This window comes from Pseudomonas sp. NBRC 111133 (assembly GCF_001320605.1).
Lineage (GTDB): Bacteria > Pseudomonadota > Gammaproteobacteria > Pseudomonadales > Pseudomonadaceae > Aquipseudomonas > Aquipseudomonas monteilii.
Genome location: NZ_BCBJ01000066.1, coordinates 104,311 through 125,011 on the forward strand (window position 1 = coordinate 104,311; position 20,701 = coordinate 125,011).

Sequence of the window (20,701 nt, forward strand, 5' to 3'; positions counted from 1 at the left end):
CCCCACCACAAGCCCGGCATTTTGCACCCGCACCGCGTTGGCATGCCCCCTGCAACAAGCATCCGTGAACACAACAACACACAGGATGCTTTGCGTGAATACCTTACTGCCCAACGAACTCTGGAATGAGCGGCTGTTCACCGGTACCTGGGTACCCGGCGAACTGCCCGCTACCGCAATCACCTCACCCGGCAATGGCCAGGCACTGGGTACCTTGGCCAACGCCGGGGCCAGGCAGGTAGAGCAAAGTGCCCGCGTGGCCGCCACGGCCCAGCGCGGCTGGTATGCCCTGCCCTACGATGAACGCGCCAAAGTCCTGCGCAAGGCCGCCGCCATCGCCGAGCAGTACCAGGCCGAAATCGCCGACTGGATCGTCCGTGAAAGCGGCTCCACTCAGGCCAAGGCCGGCTTTGAAGCGTCCATCACCCTCAAGTCGCTGCACGAAGCCTGTGCCCTGCCCTCGCGCAGCCAGGGCGAAGTACTGCCGTCCAGCGCCGGCCGCCTGAGCATCGCCCGGCGCCGTCCGTTAGGTGTGATCGGGGTGATTTCGCCGTTCAATTTCCCGCTGTACCTGGCCATGCGCGCGGTTGCCCCGGCACTGGCCACGGGCAATGCGGTCGTGCTCAAGCCCGACCCGCGCACCGCTGTGTGTGGCGGCCATGTCATTGCCCGCATTTTCGAGCTGGCCGGTTTGCCGGCGGGCGTGCTGCATGTGCTGCCGGGCGGCGCAGAAGCCGGTGCTGCACTTACCGCGTCACCCAGCGTGGCAATGATCCAGTTCACCGGCTCTACCGCAGCCGGCCGCAAGGTTGGCGAGGCCGCCGGGCGCCACCTGAAAAAGGTCTCGCTGGAACTCGGTGGCAAGAACTCGCTGATCATCCTCGACGATGCCGACCTGGACCTGGCCATCGCCAACGCTACCTGGGGGGTGTACCTGCACCAAGGACAGATCTGCATGTCGACCGGCCGGGTACTGGTGCAACGCGGCATTTATGACGCCTTCGTCGAACGCCTGGTGGCCAAGGCACGCAGCCTGACCGTGGGTGACCCGGCCAGTGGCCAGGTTCATCTGGGCCCGCTGATCAACGCCGCTCAGCGCGACAACGCCTTGCGTATCGTCGAGGCCGCACACGCTGCCGGTGCGACGCTGGCAACCGGTGGTTCGGCAGACGGGCTGTTCTTCCAGCCGACCGTGCTCAGCGACGTTCAACGTGACAACCCGGCGTTTCATGAAGAGATCTTCGGCCCCGTGGCCGTGGTGGTGCCGTTCGACACTGACGCGCAGGCGGTGGACCTGGCCAACGACACCGACTACGGCCTGAGCGCTGCCATTTTGTCGCGCGACACTGGCCGTGCCCTGCGCCTGGGCGAGCAACTGCGCACCGGGCTGCTGCACATCAACGACCAGACCGTCAACGACGAGGTCATCAACCCCTTCGGCGGCGTCGGTGCATCCGGCAATGGCACCAGCATCGGTGGCGCCGCCAACTGGGAAGAGTTCACCCAATGGCAATGGCTGACCCTCAAGGGCGAAGCACCTGCCTACCCCCTGTAACCCCGGAGAACAATAACAATGACAACCCCTCTTATGCGCCCCATTCAGGCTGCCGTTACCCGTGGCAAAGGCGCCCCCTTCGTGCTGGAGCAGGCACGCATTCGTGCACCGCAAGGTGACGAGGTGCTGGTACGCATCGTGGCCACAGGCATGTGCCACACCGACATGATCGTGCGCGATCAGTATTACCCCGTGCCGCTGCCAGCGGTACTCGGCCACGAGGGCTCGGGTATCGTCGAGGCGGTTGGCCCGCTGGTGCAGAACCTGGCCGTGGGCGACCATGTGGTGATGACCTACGGCTACTGCGGCCACTGCCTGGCCTGCGACGCCGGCCAGGCGGCCTACTGCCAGGACTTTTTCGGGCGCAACTTCAGTGGCGCCGGCCCCGAAGGCGAGCATGCCCTGCAGGACGAACAGGGCCACGCCCTGAATGACCACTTCTTCGCCCAGTCGTCGTTCGCCACCTACGCACTGGGGCGTGAGAACAACACCGTACGCGTGCCCAAGGAAGCCCCCATCGAGCTGCTCGGCCCGCTGGGCTGCGGCATCCAGACCGGTGCAGGTGCGGTGATCAATTCGCTGAAAGTCACGCCCGGCAGCGCCTTTGCCGCTTTTGGCGGTGGTGCGGTAGGCCTTTCGGCCGTGCTGGCCGCACAAGTGGCAGGCGCCGCCACCATCATCGCGGTCGACGTGGTGCCTTCGCGCCTGGCCCTGGCGCTGGAGTTGGGCGCCACCCATGTGGTCAACAGCCGCGAGGCCGACCCGGTCGCCGCCATCCGTGAAATCACCGGTGGCGGTGTGCAATTTGCACTGGAGTCCACCGGGCGCCCGGAAGTGCTGCGCCAGGCCGTGGATGCCCTTGGCAGCCGGGGCGCGCTGGGGGTGGTGGGCGCACCGCCGCTGGGCACCACCGCGCAATTCGACGTCAACGACCTGTTGCTGGGCGGCAAGGTCATTCGCGGCATCGTTGAGGGTGACAGCGTGCCGAAGAAGTTCATCCCCGAGCTGGTCAACCTGTACCTGCAAGGCCGCTTCGCCTTCGACAAGCTGGTGCGCTTCTACGACTTCGAGCAGATCAACCAGGCCGCCGAGGACAGCGAGAAAGGCCTGACCCTCAAGCCGATCATCCGCATCCAGAAATAAACCCTCAGGGGGCAGCCACGCGCTGCCCTCACCCCATAACAAGAACAAGGGAAACCCTGACATGACACGACTCTCCAGCCCTGCCTGGGGCGCGCTGGCCTGCGCGCTGGTTTCGGCCAAAGCCCTGGCCGTAGATGTGAATGCCGGTGACTACACCGCGCTGCCGCCAGGTACCAACGTCGCCGCCTGGTACCAGCAGTTCAGCCGCGCCGACCGCTTCAAGGGCGACGGCGCGCCCGACGCCACACACAACACCCGCCTGCGCGCCAACATCAGCATCCTGCGCCTGATTCACTTCACCGAAATCGGCGGCATAACGGTAGACCCGCAAATACTCCTGCCCTTCGGCCATGTCTACGACGTGAAGGTGGGCGGGCAGCCGCTGGGCAGCAACAGCGGCATGGCCGACCCGATCATCGGCGCCACGTTCTGGCTGGTGAACCAGCCGGGTGTGGGTGCCAGTGGCCGCTACTTCGGCATCACCCCGCTGCTGTACCTGCCATGGGGGCAGTATGACCGCGACGCCGGTGTGAACCTGGGCGAAAACCGCTGGAAAGGCGACCTGCAACTGGGCTGGGTGGAGCCGCTGTGGGGCCGCTGGTCGATGGAGTGGTATGCCGATGCCGTGCTCTACGGCAGCAATGACAAGGCCGGCAGCGGCAGCCAGACCTTGCGCCAAAACCCGACCTATCAGCTGCAGACCAACCTGCGCTATGACTTCAACCCGGCCCAGCGCCTGGCCTTGGGCTTCTCAGCCAGCGAGGGTGGCAAGCAGCACCTGTCAGGCGACTACACCGGGCAGAAGACCGAAGTGCAGCAAGTGCGCCTGGAGTTCCAGCAGATGGTCGGCAAGACCGTACAACTGAGCGGCCAGCTGACCCACGACACCCGCGTGATCGGCGGTTTCCAGGAAGACACCGGGGTCAACCTGCGAGCGCTGTTGCTGTTCTGATTGGCCCGCCAGCCTTGACGCGCTGCTGGCAGCGGCGCAACGCGCGCAGTCAGTAGCGTGCCGTCAACCCTCACAAGGTGTACCCATGGATCGCCTACAACTCCAGCTGCACAGCGCCCGCCAGCAGTTTGCCGACGGTTTGCCATTGCCCGCCGGGCTACTGCCCGAGCCTATCGAGCGCTCGTGGGAGCGTTCCAGGGCTGCCGGGCTCAGCCCCTGGCAGCCACGCCTGGCGCGCGGGCAACTGGATGTGCAGGCACTGACCGACGCAGACACCCAGCTGGCCGCCTGCGTGCAGCCCGAGCTGGAGCGCTTGTGGGAGCTGATTGGCGATTCCCACTGGATGCTGTTTTGCGTCAACCCGGAAAACCGTATTGTGCAAACGCGCAAGCCGGGCGGTATCGACAGCCCGCTGTCGGCCCTGCACGCCGGGCGCAGGGTCAGCGAGGTGGACGTCGGCACCACTGCCCCGGCCTGTACGCTGATGGACGGCCTGCCGGCCATCGTGGCCGGCAACCAGCATTACCTGCAGGAGTTTGCTCGGTTTTTCTGCGTCAGCGTGCCGCTGCGCGGGGTGAATGGCGAGTTGCTGGGGGCGCTGGACCTGACCGGTATCGGCACCCGTAATGCCGGGACCATGCTCGAACGCCTCAAGCATGCGGCGCTGGCCACCGAGAACAACTTTTTCCACGCGTTGCCGGGCTGCCGCATCCTGGAACTGCAACACGACCCCAGGCTGCTTGGCTCGCCGCTGCAGGCGTTGCTGGCCGTGCAAGACGATGGCACGGTGTACGCGGCCAACCGCGCCGCGCAACAATTGCTGGGGGTACCCGACTACCGCCCTGAGGGGCTGACCCTGGAGCACCTGTTTGACCGCCCCGGCCACAACGGCCTCGACGGTTCGCCGCAGTTGCTGGCCCTGGCCGATGGCTCACGCCTGTATGGTCGGCTGTTGGCGCAACCTGCGGCCAAAACTCGGCCACTTCGGCCCAGCCACACGCCGCTGGGCAGCGATCGGCGGGTTAATGCCCGCTTCGAAGACGCCTGCAAGGCCGTGACCGGTAACTTGCCGGTGCTGATCACCGGGCCAACCGGTTGCGGCAAGGAAGTGTTCGCCAAAGCCCTGCATGCCCACTGCTGCCCTCAGGCCCCGTTCGTTGCGATCAACTGCGCGGCCCTGCCCGAAAGCCTGATCGAAGCTGAGCTGTTCGGCTATACCGAAGGCAGCTTCACAGGCGCCCGCAAAGGCGGTGCCATGGGCCTGCTGGAGTCGGCCGGGGACGGGATCCTGCTGCTCGACGAAATTGGCGACATGCCGCTGGCCCTGCAAAGCCGGTTGCTGCGGGCACTGCAGGAACGGCAGGTCACCCGCATTGGCAGCACCACAGCATCGCCCTTCAACGCCCACATTGTCGCAGCCACACACAAAGACCTTGGCGCGCTGGTAGCCAACGGTGGTTTTCGCGAAGACCTGTTCTACCGCCTGGACGGCCTGCGTGTCAGCCTGCCCGGTCTGGAGCAGCGCTTGGATAAACAACAACTGATCGAAGCCTTCTTCCAGCGTCCGGGCTTTGCGCCGCTGCAGGCCGAGGCCAGGCGCCGGCTGCTGGCCTACCACTGGCCGGGCAACCTGCGGCAACTGGAGAACGTGGCGCGGCTGGTCGGGGTGCTGGCCGCGGGTGAGCCCAGCATAGGCGTGCAGCACCTGCCAGAAGACCTGCAAGGCCAGCCGGTCGCGCCGCCGCGCTCGCTTTCAGAAGCCACCCACGACGTGATCGAGCGCGCTTTGCTGGCCCATGAGGGCAATGTCAGTGCTGCCGCCAAGGCGCTGGGTATTTCCCGTACCACCTTGTACAAGCGCCTGGGTTCGCGCTAGCACTCAGGCCGGGCAGCGCATCTGCGCCAGCCAGTACGGCACATCCACCTCGTCGATCTGCTCGGCACGCAGGAACCGCTCGGCATACTGGCGGTACACCCCGCTGCTGAGGAACAGCGCCAGCAGTTGCCCGTCGATGTGCCGGTCACGGGCCATGAACACCAGGATCTTCACCGATTCGGACAACGTCTTCGGCGGCTTGTAAGGCCGGTCGGCCGCCGTCAGTGCTTCAAATATGTCGGCAATGGCCATTACCCGCTCGGCAATGCCCAGGTCATGCTCACCCAGCCGGCGTGGGTAGCCGCTGCCATCCAGCTTTTCATGGTGGTTGCCGGCGATGGCCGGTACGCGTCTCATCTGACGCGGAAACGGCAGCGAGCTGAGCATGATGATGGTTTGCACGATGTGCTCGTTGATCTTGAAACGCTCCTCGTCATTCAGCGTGCCGCGCCGGATCGACAGGTTATACAGCTCGCCGTGGTTGCTGGCGTGGGCTGGCAGGCGCATGTCGAAGCCCCATCGGTTGCACGGGTCGCCCTTAGTCACCGGGGGCTTGCGTTCGCCCCAGGGCACCCGATGCTCGGGGCGGTCGGCCAGCAGCGGTTCGTCTACCGGCAGCACGGGTTGCGGCACGCCGGAATAGCGCTGCGCCTCATCGCGGGAGATACCCAGGCGGTTGTCGAAGTGGCGCCGCCAGCGCTGCTGGCTGATCTGCTGCAGGCGTTCGATATCGGCATCCTGCATGAACTCGCCGCCGATGTTAGCCTGGGCGACAAAGGCGAAGTCATCCTGCAGCCGGGCCTGGCTATGGGCTAGCGCGGTTTGCAGCACCTTCGGGTCGGCGCCGCTGGCCAGACCTTGCCAGTAGGCCAGTTCGGCATCACGCCACAGCACTTCAAACCGCATGCGTATTTCATGGATACGGTTGTACAGGGTCTCCAGCTTGGTCGCCTTGTCCACCACGTACTCCGGGCTGGTGACCTTGCCGCAGTCGTGCAGCCAGGCCGCTACGCGAAATTCGTAGCGTTCGGCTTCAGTCATGCTGAAGCTGGCATAGGGGCCGCTGTCGGCGGCCACCACCTGGTCCAGCAGCATCTGCGCCAGTTGCGGCACACGCTCGCAGTGGCCACCGGTGTAGGGGCTTTTGGCATCGATGGCGTCAGCCAGCAACTTGATCATGGCATCCATCAGGCGTTGCTGGGCTTCGGCCAGCTGGCGTGTCTCGATGGCCACTGCCGCCACGCCAGATAGCTCTTCGACAAATTGCCGGAACGGTTGGCCCAGCTGGTCGCGCGCCTGCGCTTCATCCAGTTGCAGCACCAGAATGCCCAGCAGCGCCTGGCTACGGTCTTTCAGCACCACGGCCTGGCTGCGCTCGTCCAGGCCGAGGGCCTGCGTCACCGCTGCGGCCAGCGTGCGCCGGGCGCCCTCATCCACGGCAAGCTCGCCGGGGTACTGCTCACCCCGGCAGGCGGCGGCCAGGCGCAGCAGCGCGTGCTCGGCGTCGAACAAATACACCACACCGGCCTCGACACCGGCAGCGTGCACCAGGTGAGCCAGGACGCCGTCGAGCATACGCGCCAGGTCACGCTCGCGGCTGAGCGTGAGGGTAATGGCCTGGAAACCGCGAATGGTGCCGGCCATGCGGCTCAATACATGGCTCAGCTCTCGTACTTCGGACACCTGCGATTTCACCCCCACTTCGCGGCTGAAATCAAAGTTGGCCAAGCCCTGCACCTGTTCAGCCAGCACCTTCAGCGGGCGGACGATACGCCGGCCGAGCACACCGCCAAGTACCAGCAGCACGGCCATCAACGCCAAGGTCCAGAGCAACTGCTCGAACAACACCTGGCGCGCACCGGCCAGCAGTTCATGGCCTGGCACGGCAATCAACACCTGCAGATCCTGCCCGGCCAGGCTGGTCAGCGGAATGCGCATGCCATACCAGGTCTGGCCGTCCACCTGATACGGCTGTGCCTGCGTGCCTGACGGCAGGTCAGCGTACAGGTGCTGCAGGCTTGCAATGTTCAGCTCGCTGATGCGCGACAGGCGCACGCCCTGCCCTTCACGCACGATCACCCGCTGCAAGTCCGGGTAGGCCACAACATTGCCCTGGTCGTCGAGCACGGCAATTTCGGTGCCGGGGGTGATGCGCAAGCCCTGGGTTTCGCTGGCCAGGTCGTTGACCGAAACATCCATGCCTATCACCGTTTCTCCGTCAACGCTGCGCTGTGCCAGGGTCAGGCCGATTTCACGGGTAGTGAAGAACACGTACGGCGGCGTCAGCACAGTGGCGGGCTGCGCACTGGCTTCGGCAAACCACGGGCGTGTACGCGGGTCGTAGCGGTATTCGGGTTTGGCCTGGGCCTGCAACAGGTTCAACGCCTGGTCGTAGTAGCGCCACTCGCCCTGCACTACCCCGCCCTCGCCACGGCTGACACGCTGCACCAGAAACGCCGTGCCCGGCGGCGCGGCGAAGCGCTGCAGCAACTGCGGGTCACGCAGCCGGCGCACCAACAGGAAATCGCCGCTGGGGTAGCCCATGTAGGCGGCACTGAGCATGCGGTTGGCATTCAGCGTTTCGACCAGTTGCGGCAGCCGTTCCAGGCGCTGCGCCTGGGTATGCGCAGCAGGGTTGTGAGCTAGCAGGCGGATGCTGCTTTGCACCGGGTCGATCAGGCGCCGGGCGCGCTCGTCGATAGTCTTGCCCACCTGCTGGGCTGTATCGCCGGCGGCGGCCACCAGGGTCTGGCGGATACCGCGATAGCCCTGCCAGGCCAGCGCGGCACCCAGCAACAGCATGCCCAGCACGATGGCCAGCGCCACCAGCCATTGCAGTGAAATGCCACGCCAGGTCCTCCCGGTATCACGACCCGTCGACACGCAGCCCATCCCAGGTACTCCATGTGAGGCAAATTGAGGGAGCAGCCAGGACGATCATGCGGGCCGAAGCCATTCGCAGGCAGCGAGATGGGCCGAATGGTGGCCAATAGCCCTGGCCCATCTTGACAGGAGTGTAGAGTGCGGCTGGGGGTTCTGCCGGTTTGGCAGAAAAAAATAACGTGGCGGGTCATAATCCCGTCAGGTAGACGCGCGCTGCTCCAGCATCACCAGCGCGCCGACATCACCTTGCAGCGCCAGTGCCGGCCCTTTCGCGGGTAAGACCGTGCAATGGCCGGCAGAGGCTCTCAGCCTCTCAGGCACGATTCAAAGCCCAAGGCACACATACTTGAGCTCCAGGTAGTCCTCGATCCCGTAACGCGAGCCTTCCCGGCCCAAGCCCGACGCCTTCACCCCACCAAACGGCGCGACCTCGGTCGCCACCCCACCGACGTTAACCCCGACCATGCCGTACTCCAGCGCTTCGGACACGCGCCAGATGCGCCCGACGTCCCGGGCATACAGGTAGCAGGCCAGCCCGAACTCGGTGTCATTGGCCTGGGCAATCACCTCCTCCTCGCTGCTGAAGCGGAAGATCGGCGCTACCGGCCCGAAGATTTCCTCACGCGCTACACGCATGTCCGGTGTGACATCCGCCAGCAAGGTCGGCTCGAAGAAGGCCTCGCCCAAGGCATGCCGATGCCCACCCGCCACCACCCTCGCTCCGGCCTCCACAGCCTCGCCCACCAGCCGCTCGACACCACTGGCCGCACGTCCATCGATCATCGGCCCGACCTGTGTGCCAGGCGCATCACCCTGCCCGACTACCAATTCCCCCACCCGTTCGGCAAACCGCGCCACGAAACGCGCGTAGATGCCGTCCTGGATGTAGAAGCGGTTGGCGCACACGCAGGTCTGCCCGCTGTTACGGAACTTGGCGATCAGCGCACCTTCCACCGCCTTTTCCAGGTCGGCATCGTCGAACACGATGAACGGGGCGTTGCCACCCAGCTCCATGGTCACCTTCTTCACCGTCGCCGCCGACTGCTGCAACAACTGGATGCCGATGGGCGTCGAGCCGGTGAATGACAGCTTGCGCACCGTCGGACTGGCCGTCAGCTCGCCGCCGATGGCTGCCGAGTCACCGGTGACCACGCTGAGGACACCCGCCGGAATGCCGGCACGCTCGGCCAGCACACACAGCGCCAGCGCACTGAATGGCGTTTGCGAAGCGGGCTTGAGCACCAGCGTGCAGCCAGCCGCCAGGGCCGGCGCCGCCTTGCGCGTGATCATCGCTGCCGGGAAGTTCCACGGCGTGATGGCCGCGCAGACGCCGATCGGCTCTTTGGTCACGATCAAGCGCCGGTCACGGTTCGGTGAAGGGATCACATCGCCATAGATGCGCTTGCCTTCCTCGGCATAAAACTCCACATAAGCCGCGGCAAAGGCAATTTCGCCACGGGATTCTGCCAATGGCTTGCCTTGTTCAGCGGTCATGATGCGCGCCAGGTCTTCCTGATGGGCAAGGATTTCGCGGAACCAGGCTTGCAGCCGGGCTGCGCGCTCCTTGGCGGTCAGTGCCCGCCACACCGGCAAGGCGCGCTCGGCGGCGGCGATGGCGCGGCGGGTCTCATCTGTGCCCATGCGCGGCACATGGCCGAGTACTTCGCCTGTGGCCGGGTTGGTCACGGCAATGCGCTGGCCGCTGTCTGCGGCCAGCCATTGTCCATCGATATAGCAAACTTCACGCAGCAGATCACGATCGGCAAGGTTCATGTCGATTGGCTCGTTCGAAGGATGAAAAAGATGGGGCCGGACCGCACCCCACCTGAGGTGAATCAGCGTTTGGCCTGCAGGGCCTTGTCGCGGATCTGGCTGAGGGTCATGCGCGGGGTCAGGGCTTCAGGGTCGACCTGCACGTCGATCAGCGCCGGCTTGCCGGACGCCTGGCAACGCTCGAAAGCGGCGGCGAAGTCCTCAGTGCGAGTGACCGTTTCACCGTGCAGCCCATAGGCGCGCGCCAGGGCGGCAAAGTCCGGGTTATGCAGTTCGGTGCCAGACACCCGGCCCGGGTAAGTACGCTCCTGGTGCATGCGGATGGTGCCGTACATGCCGTTGTTGACCACCACCGTGATCACCCGGGCGTCGTAGTGCACCGCCGTGGCCAGCTCCTGGCCATTCATCAGGAAACAACCGTCGCCGGCAAACGCCACTACCGTGCGCTGCGGGTAGGTCAACTTGGCTGCTACTGCTGCCGGCACGCCGTACCCCATGGAGCCGTTGGTAGGCCCCAGCAGCGTACGGAATACACGGTGTTGGTAGCCACGGTGCACCCAGCCGGTGTAGTTACCGGCACCGCAGGTAAGGATGCTATCGGCCGGCAAGGTCTTGTTCAGCCAGGCGATGACTTCGCTCATCTGCACATCACCCGGCGAACGCGGGGTTTCGAAGTTGCCCCGGTAGCCGCAGTTCAGGCTGGCGACCCAGTCGGTGAACGCCGCCGGGCGCACGGCGGGCAAGGTGGCGGCCTGGTTCAGGAAGCTGGCCGGGCCGGCATTGATGCCCAGGGTCGGTTGGTAGACGCGGCCAATTTCCTCGGCGCTGGCGTGCACATGCACCAGTGCCTGTTTCGGTGTCGGGATGTCGACCAGCGCGTAACCGCCCGTGGTCATTTCGCCCAGACGTGCGCCTACCACGATCAACAGGTCAGATTGCTTCACTGCATCGACCAATACCGGGCCGGCAGCCAGGCCAAGGTCGCCGGCATAGTGCGGGTCGGTGTTGTCGAACAGGTCCTGGCAGCGGAATGACGCCGCCAGCGGCAAATGCTGCGCCTGCACGAAGCGCTTCAGGTCGGCCACCGCCTGGTCGTTCCAGCCACCGCCACCGGCAATCACCAATGGCCGCTGGGCCTTGGCCAGAAGCGCCTGCAGTTCGCCCAGCGCCTGCGGCGCCGGGGCAGCTTCGACACGCTGGGCCGGGCGGGCATCGGCCACTTGTACCAAGTCCGTCAGCATGTCTTCCGGCAAGGCGATCACCACCGGCCCGGGGCGGCCGCTGATGGCGCGCTGGAAGGCCTGGTTGACCAGTTCGGGAATGCGTGCGGCATCGTCGATCTGCACAACCCACTTGGCCATCTGGCCGAACATGCGCCGGTAATCCACTTCCTGGAAGGCTTCGCGCTCGATCTGGTCGCGGGCCACCTGGCCAATGAACAGCAGCATCGGCGTGGAGTCCTGGAAGGCGGTGTGCACACCCACCGAGGCGTTGGTGGCGCCCGGGCCACGGGTGACAAAGCAGATGCCCGGCTTGCCGGTCAACTTGCCGTAGGCCTCGGCCATGTAGGCGGCACCACCCTCCTGGCGGCAGACGATGAGGTCGATTTCATCTTGCAGATCATGCAGTGCATCGAGCACCGCCAGGTAGCTTTCACCCGGTACACAGAACGCACGCTCGACACCATTCACCCGCAGAGCATCGACCAGCACCTGGCCACCACTGCGCTTCACTTCGGAGTTGCTCATTGTTGTTCTCCCTCAGGCGCTGCGGTCAGATGACCGAATCTTCCAGGAACGGCTTGTTGTCGATCACCCGCTGGTAGCCCAGCGCGCCCAGGTCGAGCGAGCGGTAGCCGCCATAGGTGATCAGCTCGGACAGCCCGCGGCCAATGGCCGGTGCCTGCTGCAGGCCGTGCCCGCTGAAGCCGTTGCAGAACAGGAAGTTGTTCACTTCGTTATGCGGGCCAACGATGGCGTTGTGGTCGAGCACGCAGAAGTCGTAGTGCCCGGCCCAGTAGTTGACCACTTTGATGCCCTCGAAGGCTGGCACCCGCTCGGCAAGAATCGGCCATACCTCTTCGTCGAACTCTTCGTGCAGCACGTCGAAGTCTTCAAAGTCCACTTCCGGGTCGTTCTTCGGGTACGTGCCGCCCAGGTAGAACTTGCCCTCCGGGCGGAAGAACACCCCGGTGGGATCGATGGTCAGTGGCACGGTGCCTTCCAGCGGGGTGCGGCAGTCGAACACGAACAGCGAGCGGCGCCGTGGCTCGACCGGAATATCCAAGCCCGCCATGCGCGCGACCTTGGTGCCCCGAGTACCGGCACAGTTCACCAACAGGCCGCAGCCGATGCGCTCGCCGCTGGCCAGTTGAACGCCGGTAATGCGGTCACCTTCACGCTGGATACCCGCCACCTCGTTCTCGATGTACTCGATACCCATCGAGCGCGCCTTGCGGCGGAAGCCGTTGAGCATGCCAAGGCTGTCGAACCAGCCTTCTCCACTCTGGCCATAACTGGCGCCAGCGAGGCTGTCGATGTTCACCCAGGGAAACTTGCGCTGGAGCTGCTCGGGGTCGAGCAGGTGCACATCCGCGCCGTGAGACACCTGGGTATCGTGCAGGCGGCGCAGCACTTCATAGCCCTTGTCGTCGCCAAGGAACAGGTAGCCATTCTCGTGGAAGGCCAAGTCCGGACGGTCGCCCTCCACCTCCATCACGTCGGGGAAGTTGCGCACGAACTCGGCGCCGAACCTGGAGATTTCAATGTTGATCGGGTTGGAGAACTGCTGACGGATGGAGCTGCTGGACAATGCGGTAGCCGACTTGTTGTAGGTCCAGTCGCGCTCGATGACCAGCACCGAGCCCTTGAAGTCCGGGTTGTTGGCCAGGAAGTAGGCGGTGGCGCTGCCGTTGACCGCGCCGCCGACGATCACCACATCGTAGTTCTGTTGTTTAGCGGTGGAAGCCATGGAATTAGCTCTCTTCTGATGTGGGCGTTATTTCGGGTCTTCGAAATGGCCGGCGCCGGCGAAGTTGCCGCCGTGGTAGCGTGCAGCCGGTTCATTCGGGTGCAGTGGCGGGTGCTCGGCCAGGACCTTGTCGCGGTAGTCGTCGGCGCTGTCCTTGGGTACGTAGCCGATCGACGAAGCCAGCCGGTTGTCCCACAGGCTTTCACGGTTGGCCGACATGCCGTAGACGATCATGTGCCCCACCCGTGGCGCCAACAACGAGCGCTCGGTGAGCTGGGCAAAGTCGTCGAACGACAGCCAGGTGGCGAGCATGCGCCGGTCCAGCGGCTCGGGGAACGACGACCCAATGCGCAGGTTGACCGACTCGATGGCGAACTTGTCCCAGTAGTAGCGGCCCAGGTCTTCGGCAAAGCACTTGCTGACGCCATACAGGCTGTCGGGGCGATGCGCGGCGGTGGCATCGATGGTCTCGGTACGGTCATAGAAGCCGATGGCGTGATTGGAGCTGGTATACACCACACGCTTCACACCGTTGCGCCGCGCCGCTTCATAGATGTTGTAGGTGCCGACAATGTTGCCGTTGAGGATCTTCTCGAAGGTGTCCTCCACCGGCACGCCACCAGCATGCACGATGGCATCGACGCCTTCGGTCAGCGGCAGCACATCGTTGAAGTTTGCCAGGTCGCAGCGCACCAACTGTTCATGGGGCGCGGCCTGGCCCATGTCGGCGATGTCGGTCAGGCGCAGCTCATCGGCGAAGGCGGCCAGGTGCTTGCGCAGCACGCTGCCCAGGCGCCCGGCGGCGCCGGTGATCAGCAGGCGTTTGAAAGGCTTGCTCATGTGTTACCTCGATTGCTTGATGGGCTCAGGACAGCGCCGCGAACGCGTCGCGCAACTGCCCCAGGGCTTGTTCCAGTTCCTGCCGCGACGTGGCGAACGACAGACGAATGTAGGGCTCCTGGCCAAACGCCGAACCCGGCACGGTCGCGACTTTGCCGACACGCAGCAGGTAGGTCGACAGGTCGGCATCGTTGCCAATGACCTGGCCATCCGGGGTGCGCTTGCCGATGAAGGCACTGACCTCAGGGAACGCATAGAACGCGCCCTGCGGCATCTGCAGCTGCAAGCCCGGCATCTGCGCCAAGCCTTGCACCACCAGCGCGCCGCGCGCCTTGTATTCACGGTTGGCCTCTCGCACGAAGTCCTGCGGCCCGTTCAGCGCCGCCACGGCGGCCAGCTGCGAAATGCTCGACGGGCAGGTGGTGGTTTGTGACTGGGTCTTGTTCATGGCCACGACCAGGTCTTTCGGCCCGGCGGCGTAACCCAGGCGGTAGCCGGTCATGGCATAGGCCTTGGACACGCCGTTGATCAGCAAGGTGCGCTCGCGCAGTTGCGGGCAAGCAGTGACGAACGACACGAACGGCTCATCGCCCAGCACGATGTGCTCGTAGATTTCGTCGGAGATGATCAGCACGTTCGGGTGGCGCTCCAATACCTGGCCCAACGCCGCGAACTCTTCACGGGTGAAGATCGCCCCGCTCGGGTTGTTCGGCGAGTTGAGCATCACCCAGCGCGTGCGCGGGGTAATGGCCGCGTCCAGCTGCTCGGGCGTGAGCTTGAACCGCTGCTCGGCGCCGCAAGGGATGACCTTGGGCACACCACCGTTGAGCATGGCCATGTCGGTGTACGACACCCAGTACGGCGCCGGGGTGATGACCTCGTCGCCCGGTTCGAGCGTGGCCAGAAAGGCGTTGAACAACAGCTGCTTGGCACCGTTGCCTACGCAGATTTCGTCCAGGCCATAGACCAGATCGTTTTCCCGGGCAAACTTGTCGACGATGGCCTGGCGCAACACCTCCAGGCCATTGGGCCCGGTGTAGTGGTTGTTGCCCGCCAGCATGGCCTGATAGGCCGCCTCGATCACGTGGGCCGGCACGTTGTAGTCTGGCTCACCGAGTGCCAGGTTGATGACCGGTTCGCCCTTGGCCAGCATCTGCTTGGCCAGTACCGACACGGCCATGCTTGGCGAGCTTTTTACCGCGCGCACGCGGCTGCTTTGCACGTCCATCGTCTAGCGCTCCTGAGCGGCGTCAAAGCCGTAGTCGATACGTGCCTGTTCGGCGCTGATGTAACCCGCACGCACATCGCGCTCAACCTGCTTGCGGTCGCGCTGGCGCGGGTCGCCATAACCACCGCCACCGGGCAGGCGCAGCACCAGGCGGCGCTCAGCGGGTACGAATTGCTGGCCTTTGCCGCGCAGCAAGCTGCCGTCATCCAGGCCAACGAAACCTTGGGCGCCCTCCTGGCCGCCCTCCAGGCCGCGTGCCGGGTACTGGATACGGTCGAACATGGCACTGAAGCGGAAGCTGTAGCCTTCGGCCGCCGAGACTTCGATTTCCTGGCCCAGGCCACCGCGCAACTGTCCGGCACCGCCAGAGCCTTCGCGCAGTTCCTTGCGCCAGACCACTACCGGGCCGGCATGCTCGGTGGCTTCCACCGGCATGGTGTGCACGCCGCTGGGGAACGCCGTGGCGCTCAGGCCATCCATCGCCGAGCGGGCACCCATGCCGCCGCTGTTGAACATCAGCATCTCGGCGTTGCGGCCGTTGGGGTTGCTCTCCAGCGGGCGCACGCTCAGGTGCAGGTTCCACAGGGCGCTGGCACCCTCGGCCGGCACTTTGCCTGGCAGGCACTTGTGCAGCGCGCCGAGCACCAGGTCGGGTACGAAATGGCCCAGCACATGGCGCACCGATACCGGCGCCGGGTGCTTGGCATTGAGGATGCAGCCTTCGGGCGCGGTGACGTCGAACGGCGCCAGCGAAGCGGTGTTGTTCGGGATTTCCGGCGCGACGATGCACTTGAGGCCATAGCAGGCATAAGCCTTGGCGTAGCCCAGCGGCACGTTGATGCCGAACTGGCTCATGCCCGAGGTGCCGGTAAAGTCGCTCTTGATACCATCGGGGCCAACCGTGATGGTCACCGCCAGGGTTACCGGCACATCGTAGCCGTCGAGGGTCATGCTGTTGCTGAAGGTGCCGTGGGGGAGCGACTTGAAGCATTCCAGGGTAGCGCGACGGCTGTGTTCGAGGATGAACCCGCCAATGTGCTCCAGGTCGTCCAGCTTGAACTCTTCGAGCATGTCCAGCAGGCGCTTGTGGCCGGTTTCGTTGCACGCCGACAGCGCATAGAAGTCGCCCACTACCCGGTCGCTCTCACGCACGTTGTTGCGCAGGATGTTGATCAGGTCGCGGTTGACCTTGCCGCGCTCGAACAACTTCATGATCGGGATGAACAAGCCTTCTTCGTACACTTCGCGGGCATCGGGGCCGAAGCCCCGGCCACCGATATCGACCACGTGCGCAGTACTGGCGAAATAGCCGATCAGCTTGCCCTTGTAGAAGGACGGCGAAACGATGGTGATGTCGTGCAGGTGGCCAGTGCCCTTCCACGGGTCGTTGGTCACGTAGACATCGCCTTCGAAAATGTTGTCCTCGCCGATGTCATTGATGAAGTGCACCACCGCCTCGGCCATGGTGTTCACATGGCCAGGGGTGCCAGTGACGGCCTGGGCCAGCATGTTGCCGGCTCGGTCGAACACCCCGGCGGACAGGTCGCCGGCTTCGCGCACACTGGTGGAGAAGGCAGTACGGATCAGGGTCAGGGCCTGCTCTTCGACCACCGAGACCAGGCGGTTCCACATCACCTGCATTTGAATGTCGATCAACGTATCGCTCATGGTTCTGGCTTCCGAATTCAGGCGTTAGCGGCGCACGACCAGCAGGCAGCCGTCTGGCTGGACCGTGGCGGTGAAGTTGGAGGTGACGAAGGTCGAGGTTTCGCGCTCGACGATGATCGCCGGGCCGTCGACACGGGCACCGACTTGCAGCTCTTCGCGCGGGTGGATGCCGGCTTCGACAAAACCACCGGCGGCCACGTCGAACACCTGGCGGCGGGAAATCTCATGGGCGCGGTAGGCGGCGCCCACCTCTTCAACCTGCGTGACAGGTGGCAGGGGCGAACTGGCCTTGACCGACCAGCTGACGATCTCGATGTCCGGCCCTTCGATGGGGCGGCCAAAGAAGCGGGTGTAGGCTTCTTCGAAACGGGCTTTGAACGCTAGCGTGTCGGCAGCGCTGAAGGCTTTGAATGGCAAGGCAACCGGGATTTCCCAGCCTTGGCCCACGTAGCGCATGAACGCCGTGCAGTCCATTTCCGGCTCACCGATCGGCATGCCCTGGCGCAGAAAGCCCAGCGATTCGGCTTTCATCTCGTCGATCAGATCATTGACCTGCGCGGCCTCGAACTCGGACAAGCGTACGAACGCACTGCGTACGGCCTCGTAGCCGAATGGCGCACGCAGGAAGCCGATCGCCGAACCCACGCCGGCACCCGCCGGGACGATGAAGCGTGCCACACCCATTTTCTCGCACAGCCGTGCAGCGTGCAGCGGGCCGCCACCGCCAAAGGTGATCATGGTGTAGTCGGCAATGTCCTTGCCGCTTTCCACCGCATGCACACGGCCGGCGTTGGCCATGTTCTCGTCAACCACTTCGCACACGCCAAACGCTGCGGTGTCGGCCAGCATGCCCAACGGCTGGCCGATGACCCGGGCCATGGCGTTGGCCGCGTTGTCGGTGGACAAACGCAGCGCGCCACCGGCGAAGTTGTCTGCATCCAGGCGGCCGAGCAGCAGGTTGGCGTCGGTGATGGTCGGCTCCAGGCCCCCACGGCCGTAACAGGCAGGGCCAGGCTCGGAGGCCGCACTGTGCGGGCCCACGCGAATCTGGCGCATGCTGTCGATGCTGGCGATGGAGCCGCCGCCAGCACCGATTTCGACCATTTCCACCACCGGGATGGAAATCGGCATGCCGCTGCCCTTCTTGAAGCGGTAGGTGCGGGCAACCTCGAAGGTTTTCGCGGTTTTCGGTACTTGGTGTTCGATCAGGCAGATTTTCGCCGTGGTGCCCCCCATGTCGAACGACAGCACGTTCTCCAGCTGGTAGCGGCGGGCGATGTCGGCCGCAAAGATGGCGCCACCGGCCGGGCCGGACTCCACCAGACGGACCGGGAACTCAGCGGCGCTTTGCACCGAGATGATGCCGCCGCCGGAGTGGATCATGAATACCGGGCAATGGGCGCCTTCCTGCTTGAGGGTCACCACCAGGCGGTCCAGGTAAGACTTGATCAGCGGCTTGACGTAAGCGTTGGCACACACGGTATTGAAGCGCTCGAACTCGCGCATCTGCGGCGAGACTTCGCTGGAAATGGAAATCGACAACTGCGGCAGTCGCGCCTGCAGGGCATCGCGCAACTGGCGTTCGTGGGCACCGTTGACGTAGCTGTGAATGAAGCCGATGGCAACGCTTTCGTAGTTGCCTTCGGCAATGCGCTCGACCAGGGCATCGACCTCGGCCTGCGCAGGAGCGATCAGCACCTGGCCTTTGACATTCAGGCGCTCACGCAAGGTGTAGCGGTGTTCACGATCGATCAGTGGCGGCGGCAGGGCGATGTTGATGTCGTATTGCTCGAAACGGTTTTCGGTGCGCATTTCCAGTGTGTCCCGGAAGCCTTCGGTGGTGATGAAGGCGGTGCGCGCGCCACGGCGCTCGATCAGGGCGTTGGTGGCCAGGGTGGTGCCGTGGATCAACTGGTCGATGTCCGACAAGGCCAAGCCCGCCTGCTCCACCACCTGGCGCACGCCGGTGAGGATGGCCCGTTCAGGCAACTCGTAGTCGGTCAGGATCTTGGTCGAATGCAGCACGCCGTTCACGTCCAGCGCGATATCGGTGAAGGTGCCGCCTATGTCCACGCCGACCCGGCATGATGTCGCAGTCATCGTCATATCCCCTGCAATGCTTTGTAGTTGTCTCGACCGGTTGGGGCGGTCTTCATGTAAGTTATATGTTGTCTTACAGGTGGTCAAGCACCTATTTGCTCAAATCTGCATTGCCTGCGCTGGCCTCTTAGCGGGCACAGGCAACACAACTGCCAGATCAACCCGCCGTCTTGACCATCCGCCCGCCACCCACCGCCTGCGCTGTGGGGAACACTTCTAACCGCGACACATCCACTTGCCGCGGCATCTTCAGCGCCGCTAGCAACAGCTGGGCGATATCTACCGGCTGGATCGATTCATAACCGTCATACAGCTCACTGCCTGCCGCCTGCAAGCCCATGGCAGTCTTGTACAGCTGGGTCTGCACCCGGCCCGGGGCTATCTCGGTCACCCGAACGCCGCTGCCCAACAGGTCACAGCGCAAGGCATCGCAGAACAGGCTAACCCCGGCCTTGGACGCACCGTACACCGCTGCGCCCGGGTGCGGCGCTCGGCCAGCACTGGAACCTATGAAGAACAGGTGCCCCCTGCCCCGCCCGACCATGCCTGGCAGCACCTGGCGCGCCAGGTGCAACGGCGCCTTGAGGTTGATGTCGAGCATGTTGTCGATTTCGGCTTCGTCGATGTCCTGGAATGCCGCCCGGGTGGACAGAATGCCCGCGTTGTTGACCAGCACATCCACCGCTTGCCCTTCCAGCGTGGCAGCCAGCGAACGGTAATCACGCACATCCGCCTGCAAGGTGGTCACACCCGGCTCGCAAGCAAGCTCGGCCAACGCCTCAGGGCTGCGGCCCACGGCAATCACTTGCAGGCCGGCATCACGCAGCGCCAGTACGATGGCCTTGCCGATACCGCTGGTAGCCCCGGTCACCAGCGCGCGCTGATAGCCCTCGGGGAATGCGACTTCAGGCATAGATGTAACCCCCGCTGACAATCACGTTTTCACCGGTGGCATAGCTGTTGCGGCTGCTGCCCATCATCACGATCCACTCGGCGATTTCTGCCGGTTCCGCAGCACGGCCCAGCGGGTTGGCTGCCGCCAGCTCGCCGAGGAAGCCCAGCTGTTTGGCGCGCTCGGTGGCAAAACCGGCCGGGGCTACCGAGTTGACCAGGATCTGGTCCTTGGCACAGGCCTGGGCGAACGACTTGGTCAGGCTTACCACCGCAGCCTTGGTGGCGGCATAGTGGGCGTTTTGCGGGTGGGCCTTGAAGGCGTCCACCGACGTCACGTTGACAATACGCCCGGTCACCGCCGGGGCCGCCACGTACTGCTGCATGTGGCGCACCGCGGCGACCATCATGTGGTAGGTGCCCTTGATGTTGACGGCGTTCTCCAGGTCCCACTCGTCGTCAGTGATCTCGAAGATGTCCTTGCGCGGATAGATGGCCGCACTGTTGACCAGGCAATGCACCCGCCCCAAGCCTTCGACGATCTGGGCGAAGGCCGCATGGGCGGTGTCCTTGCGGGCAATGTCGCCTACTGCGATTGCCACTTCTACACCCTGCCCGCGCAGTTCTTCTGCAGCGTGTACCAGCAATTGCTCGTTGCGGTCGATCAGGCCGATTTTGCCGGCACCACGTTTTACCATCAGCCGGGCTGTTTCCAGGCCCAGCCCCGAGGCACCACCTACAATCACCACCGTTTGATTTTCCACAAAACACCTCCGCGATTGAGTCTTTACGTAAGATGCCTGTTGTCTTACATTTGGTCAA

The 20,701-nt window shown here is 64.5% G+C and carries 14 protein-coding genes and 1 pseudogene; 5 read left to right on the forward strand and 10 right to left on the reverse strand.

Annotation, left to right across the window (positions count from 1 at the left end; translation table 11 throughout):
* Positions 1-85 precede the first annotated feature (85 nt).
* The 5 genes and pseudogenes from APH36_RS14810 to APH36_RS33215 all read left to right on the forward strand — a co-directional run bounded on the left by APH36_RS14810 (position 86) and on the right by APH36_RS33215 (position 5,526).
* Positions 86-1,555, forward strand: coding sequence for a benzaldehyde dehydrogenase (locus APH36_RS14810; RefSeq protein WP_156866776.1), 1,470 nt, complete (start codon positions 86-88; stop codon positions 1,553-1,555).
* Between the two features lie 18 nt (positions 1,556-1,573).
* Entirely contained in the window at positions 1,574-2,698 is a 1,125-nt protein-coding gene (locus tag APH36_RS14815) for an NAD(P)-dependent alcohol dehydrogenase (RefSeq protein ID WP_060499242.1), read from the forward strand.
* A 61-nt stretch (positions 2,699-2,759) separates the two neighbouring features.
* Entirely contained in the window at positions 2,760-3,650 is an 891-nt protein-coding gene (locus APH36_RS14820) for a transporter (protein WP_060499243.1), read from the forward strand.
* Between the two features lie 637 nt (positions 3,651-4,287).
* Positions 4,288-5,154 (forward strand): annotated as a pseudogene (locus APH36_RS33210) (sigma-54-dependent Fis family transcriptional regulator); the annotation flags it as partial.
* Positions 5,155-5,439: 285 nt separating this feature from the next.
* Positions 5,440-5,526 (forward strand): helix-turn-helix domain-containing protein, encoded by an 87-nt coding sequence (locus tag APH36_RS33215; RefSeq protein ID WP_371920925.1) that lies wholly within the window; start codon positions 5,440-5,442, stop codon positions 5,524-5,526.
* Between the two features lie 3 nt (positions 5,527-5,529).
* Here APH36_RS33215 and APH36_RS14830 read toward each other — a convergent pair whose 3' ends face one another.
* The 10 genes from APH36_RS14830 to APH36_RS14875 all read right to left on the reverse strand — a co-directional run bounded on the left by APH36_RS14830 (position 5,530) and on the right by APH36_RS14875 (position 20,643).
* A complete protein-coding gene (locus APH36_RS14830) occupies positions 5,530-8,418 on the reverse strand; it encodes an HD domain-containing phosphohydrolase (RefSeq protein WP_060499244.1) in 2,889 nt (962 codons plus the stop codon).
* Between the two features lie 315 nt (positions 8,419-8,733).
* Positions 8,734-10,182, reverse strand: coding sequence for an NAD-dependent succinate-semialdehyde dehydrogenase (locus APH36_RS14835; protein WP_060499245.1), 1,449 nt, complete (start codon positions 10,180-10,182; stop codon positions 8,734-8,736).
* A gap of 62 nt (positions 10,183-10,244) precedes the next feature.
* Entirely contained in the window at positions 10,245-11,930 is a 1,686-nt protein-coding gene (locus APH36_RS14840) for a thiamine pyrophosphate-binding protein (RefSeq protein WP_060499246.1), read from the reverse strand.
* Positions 11,931-11,955: 25 nt separating this feature from the next.
* Positions 11,956-13,152 carry an FAD-binding oxidoreductase gene (locus APH36_RS14845; RefSeq protein WP_060499247.1) on the reverse strand — a complete coding sequence of 399 codons (1,197 nt, stop codon included), beginning with the start codon at positions 13,150-13,152 and terminating at the stop codon, positions 11,956-11,958.
* Positions 13,153-13,179: 27 nt separating this feature from the next.
* A complete protein-coding gene (locus APH36_RS14850; RefSeq protein WP_060499248.1) occupies positions 13,180-13,992 on the reverse strand; it encodes an NAD(P)-dependent oxidoreductase in 813 nt (270 codons plus the stop codon).
* Between the two features lie 25 nt (positions 13,993-14,017).
* Positions 14,018-15,220 (reverse strand): pyridoxal phosphate-dependent aminotransferase, encoded by a 1,203-nt coding sequence (locus APH36_RS14855; RefSeq protein ID WP_060499249.1) that lies wholly within the window; start codon positions 15,218-15,220, stop codon positions 14,018-14,020.
* Positions 15,221-15,223: 3 nt separating this feature from the next.
* Complete coding sequence (locus tag APH36_RS14860; protein WP_060499250.1) at positions 15,224-16,888, reverse strand: hydantoinase B/oxoprolinase family protein; 1,665 nt, start codon at positions 16,886-16,888, stop codon at positions 15,224-15,226.
* A gap of 24 nt (positions 16,889-16,912) precedes the next feature.
* Positions 16,913-18,988, reverse strand: coding sequence for a hydantoinase/oxoprolinase family protein (locus APH36_RS14865; protein ID WP_104835052.1), 2,076 nt, complete (start codon positions 18,986-18,988; stop codon positions 16,913-16,915).
* Between the two features lie 157 nt (positions 18,989-19,145).
* Positions 19,146-19,901 (reverse strand): SDR family oxidoreductase, encoded by a 756-nt coding sequence (locus APH36_RS14870; protein ID WP_060499252.1) that lies wholly within the window; start codon positions 19,899-19,901, stop codon positions 19,146-19,148.
* Positions 19,894-20,643, reverse strand: a complete 750-nt coding sequence (locus tag APH36_RS14875) for an SDR family NAD(P)-dependent oxidoreductase (RefSeq protein ID WP_060499253.1) — start codon at positions 20,641-20,643, stop codon at positions 19,894-19,896. Before APH36_RS14875 ends, APH36_RS14870 begins: the two co-directional genes overlap by 8 nt.
* Positions 20,644-20,701 lie beyond the last annotated feature (58 nt).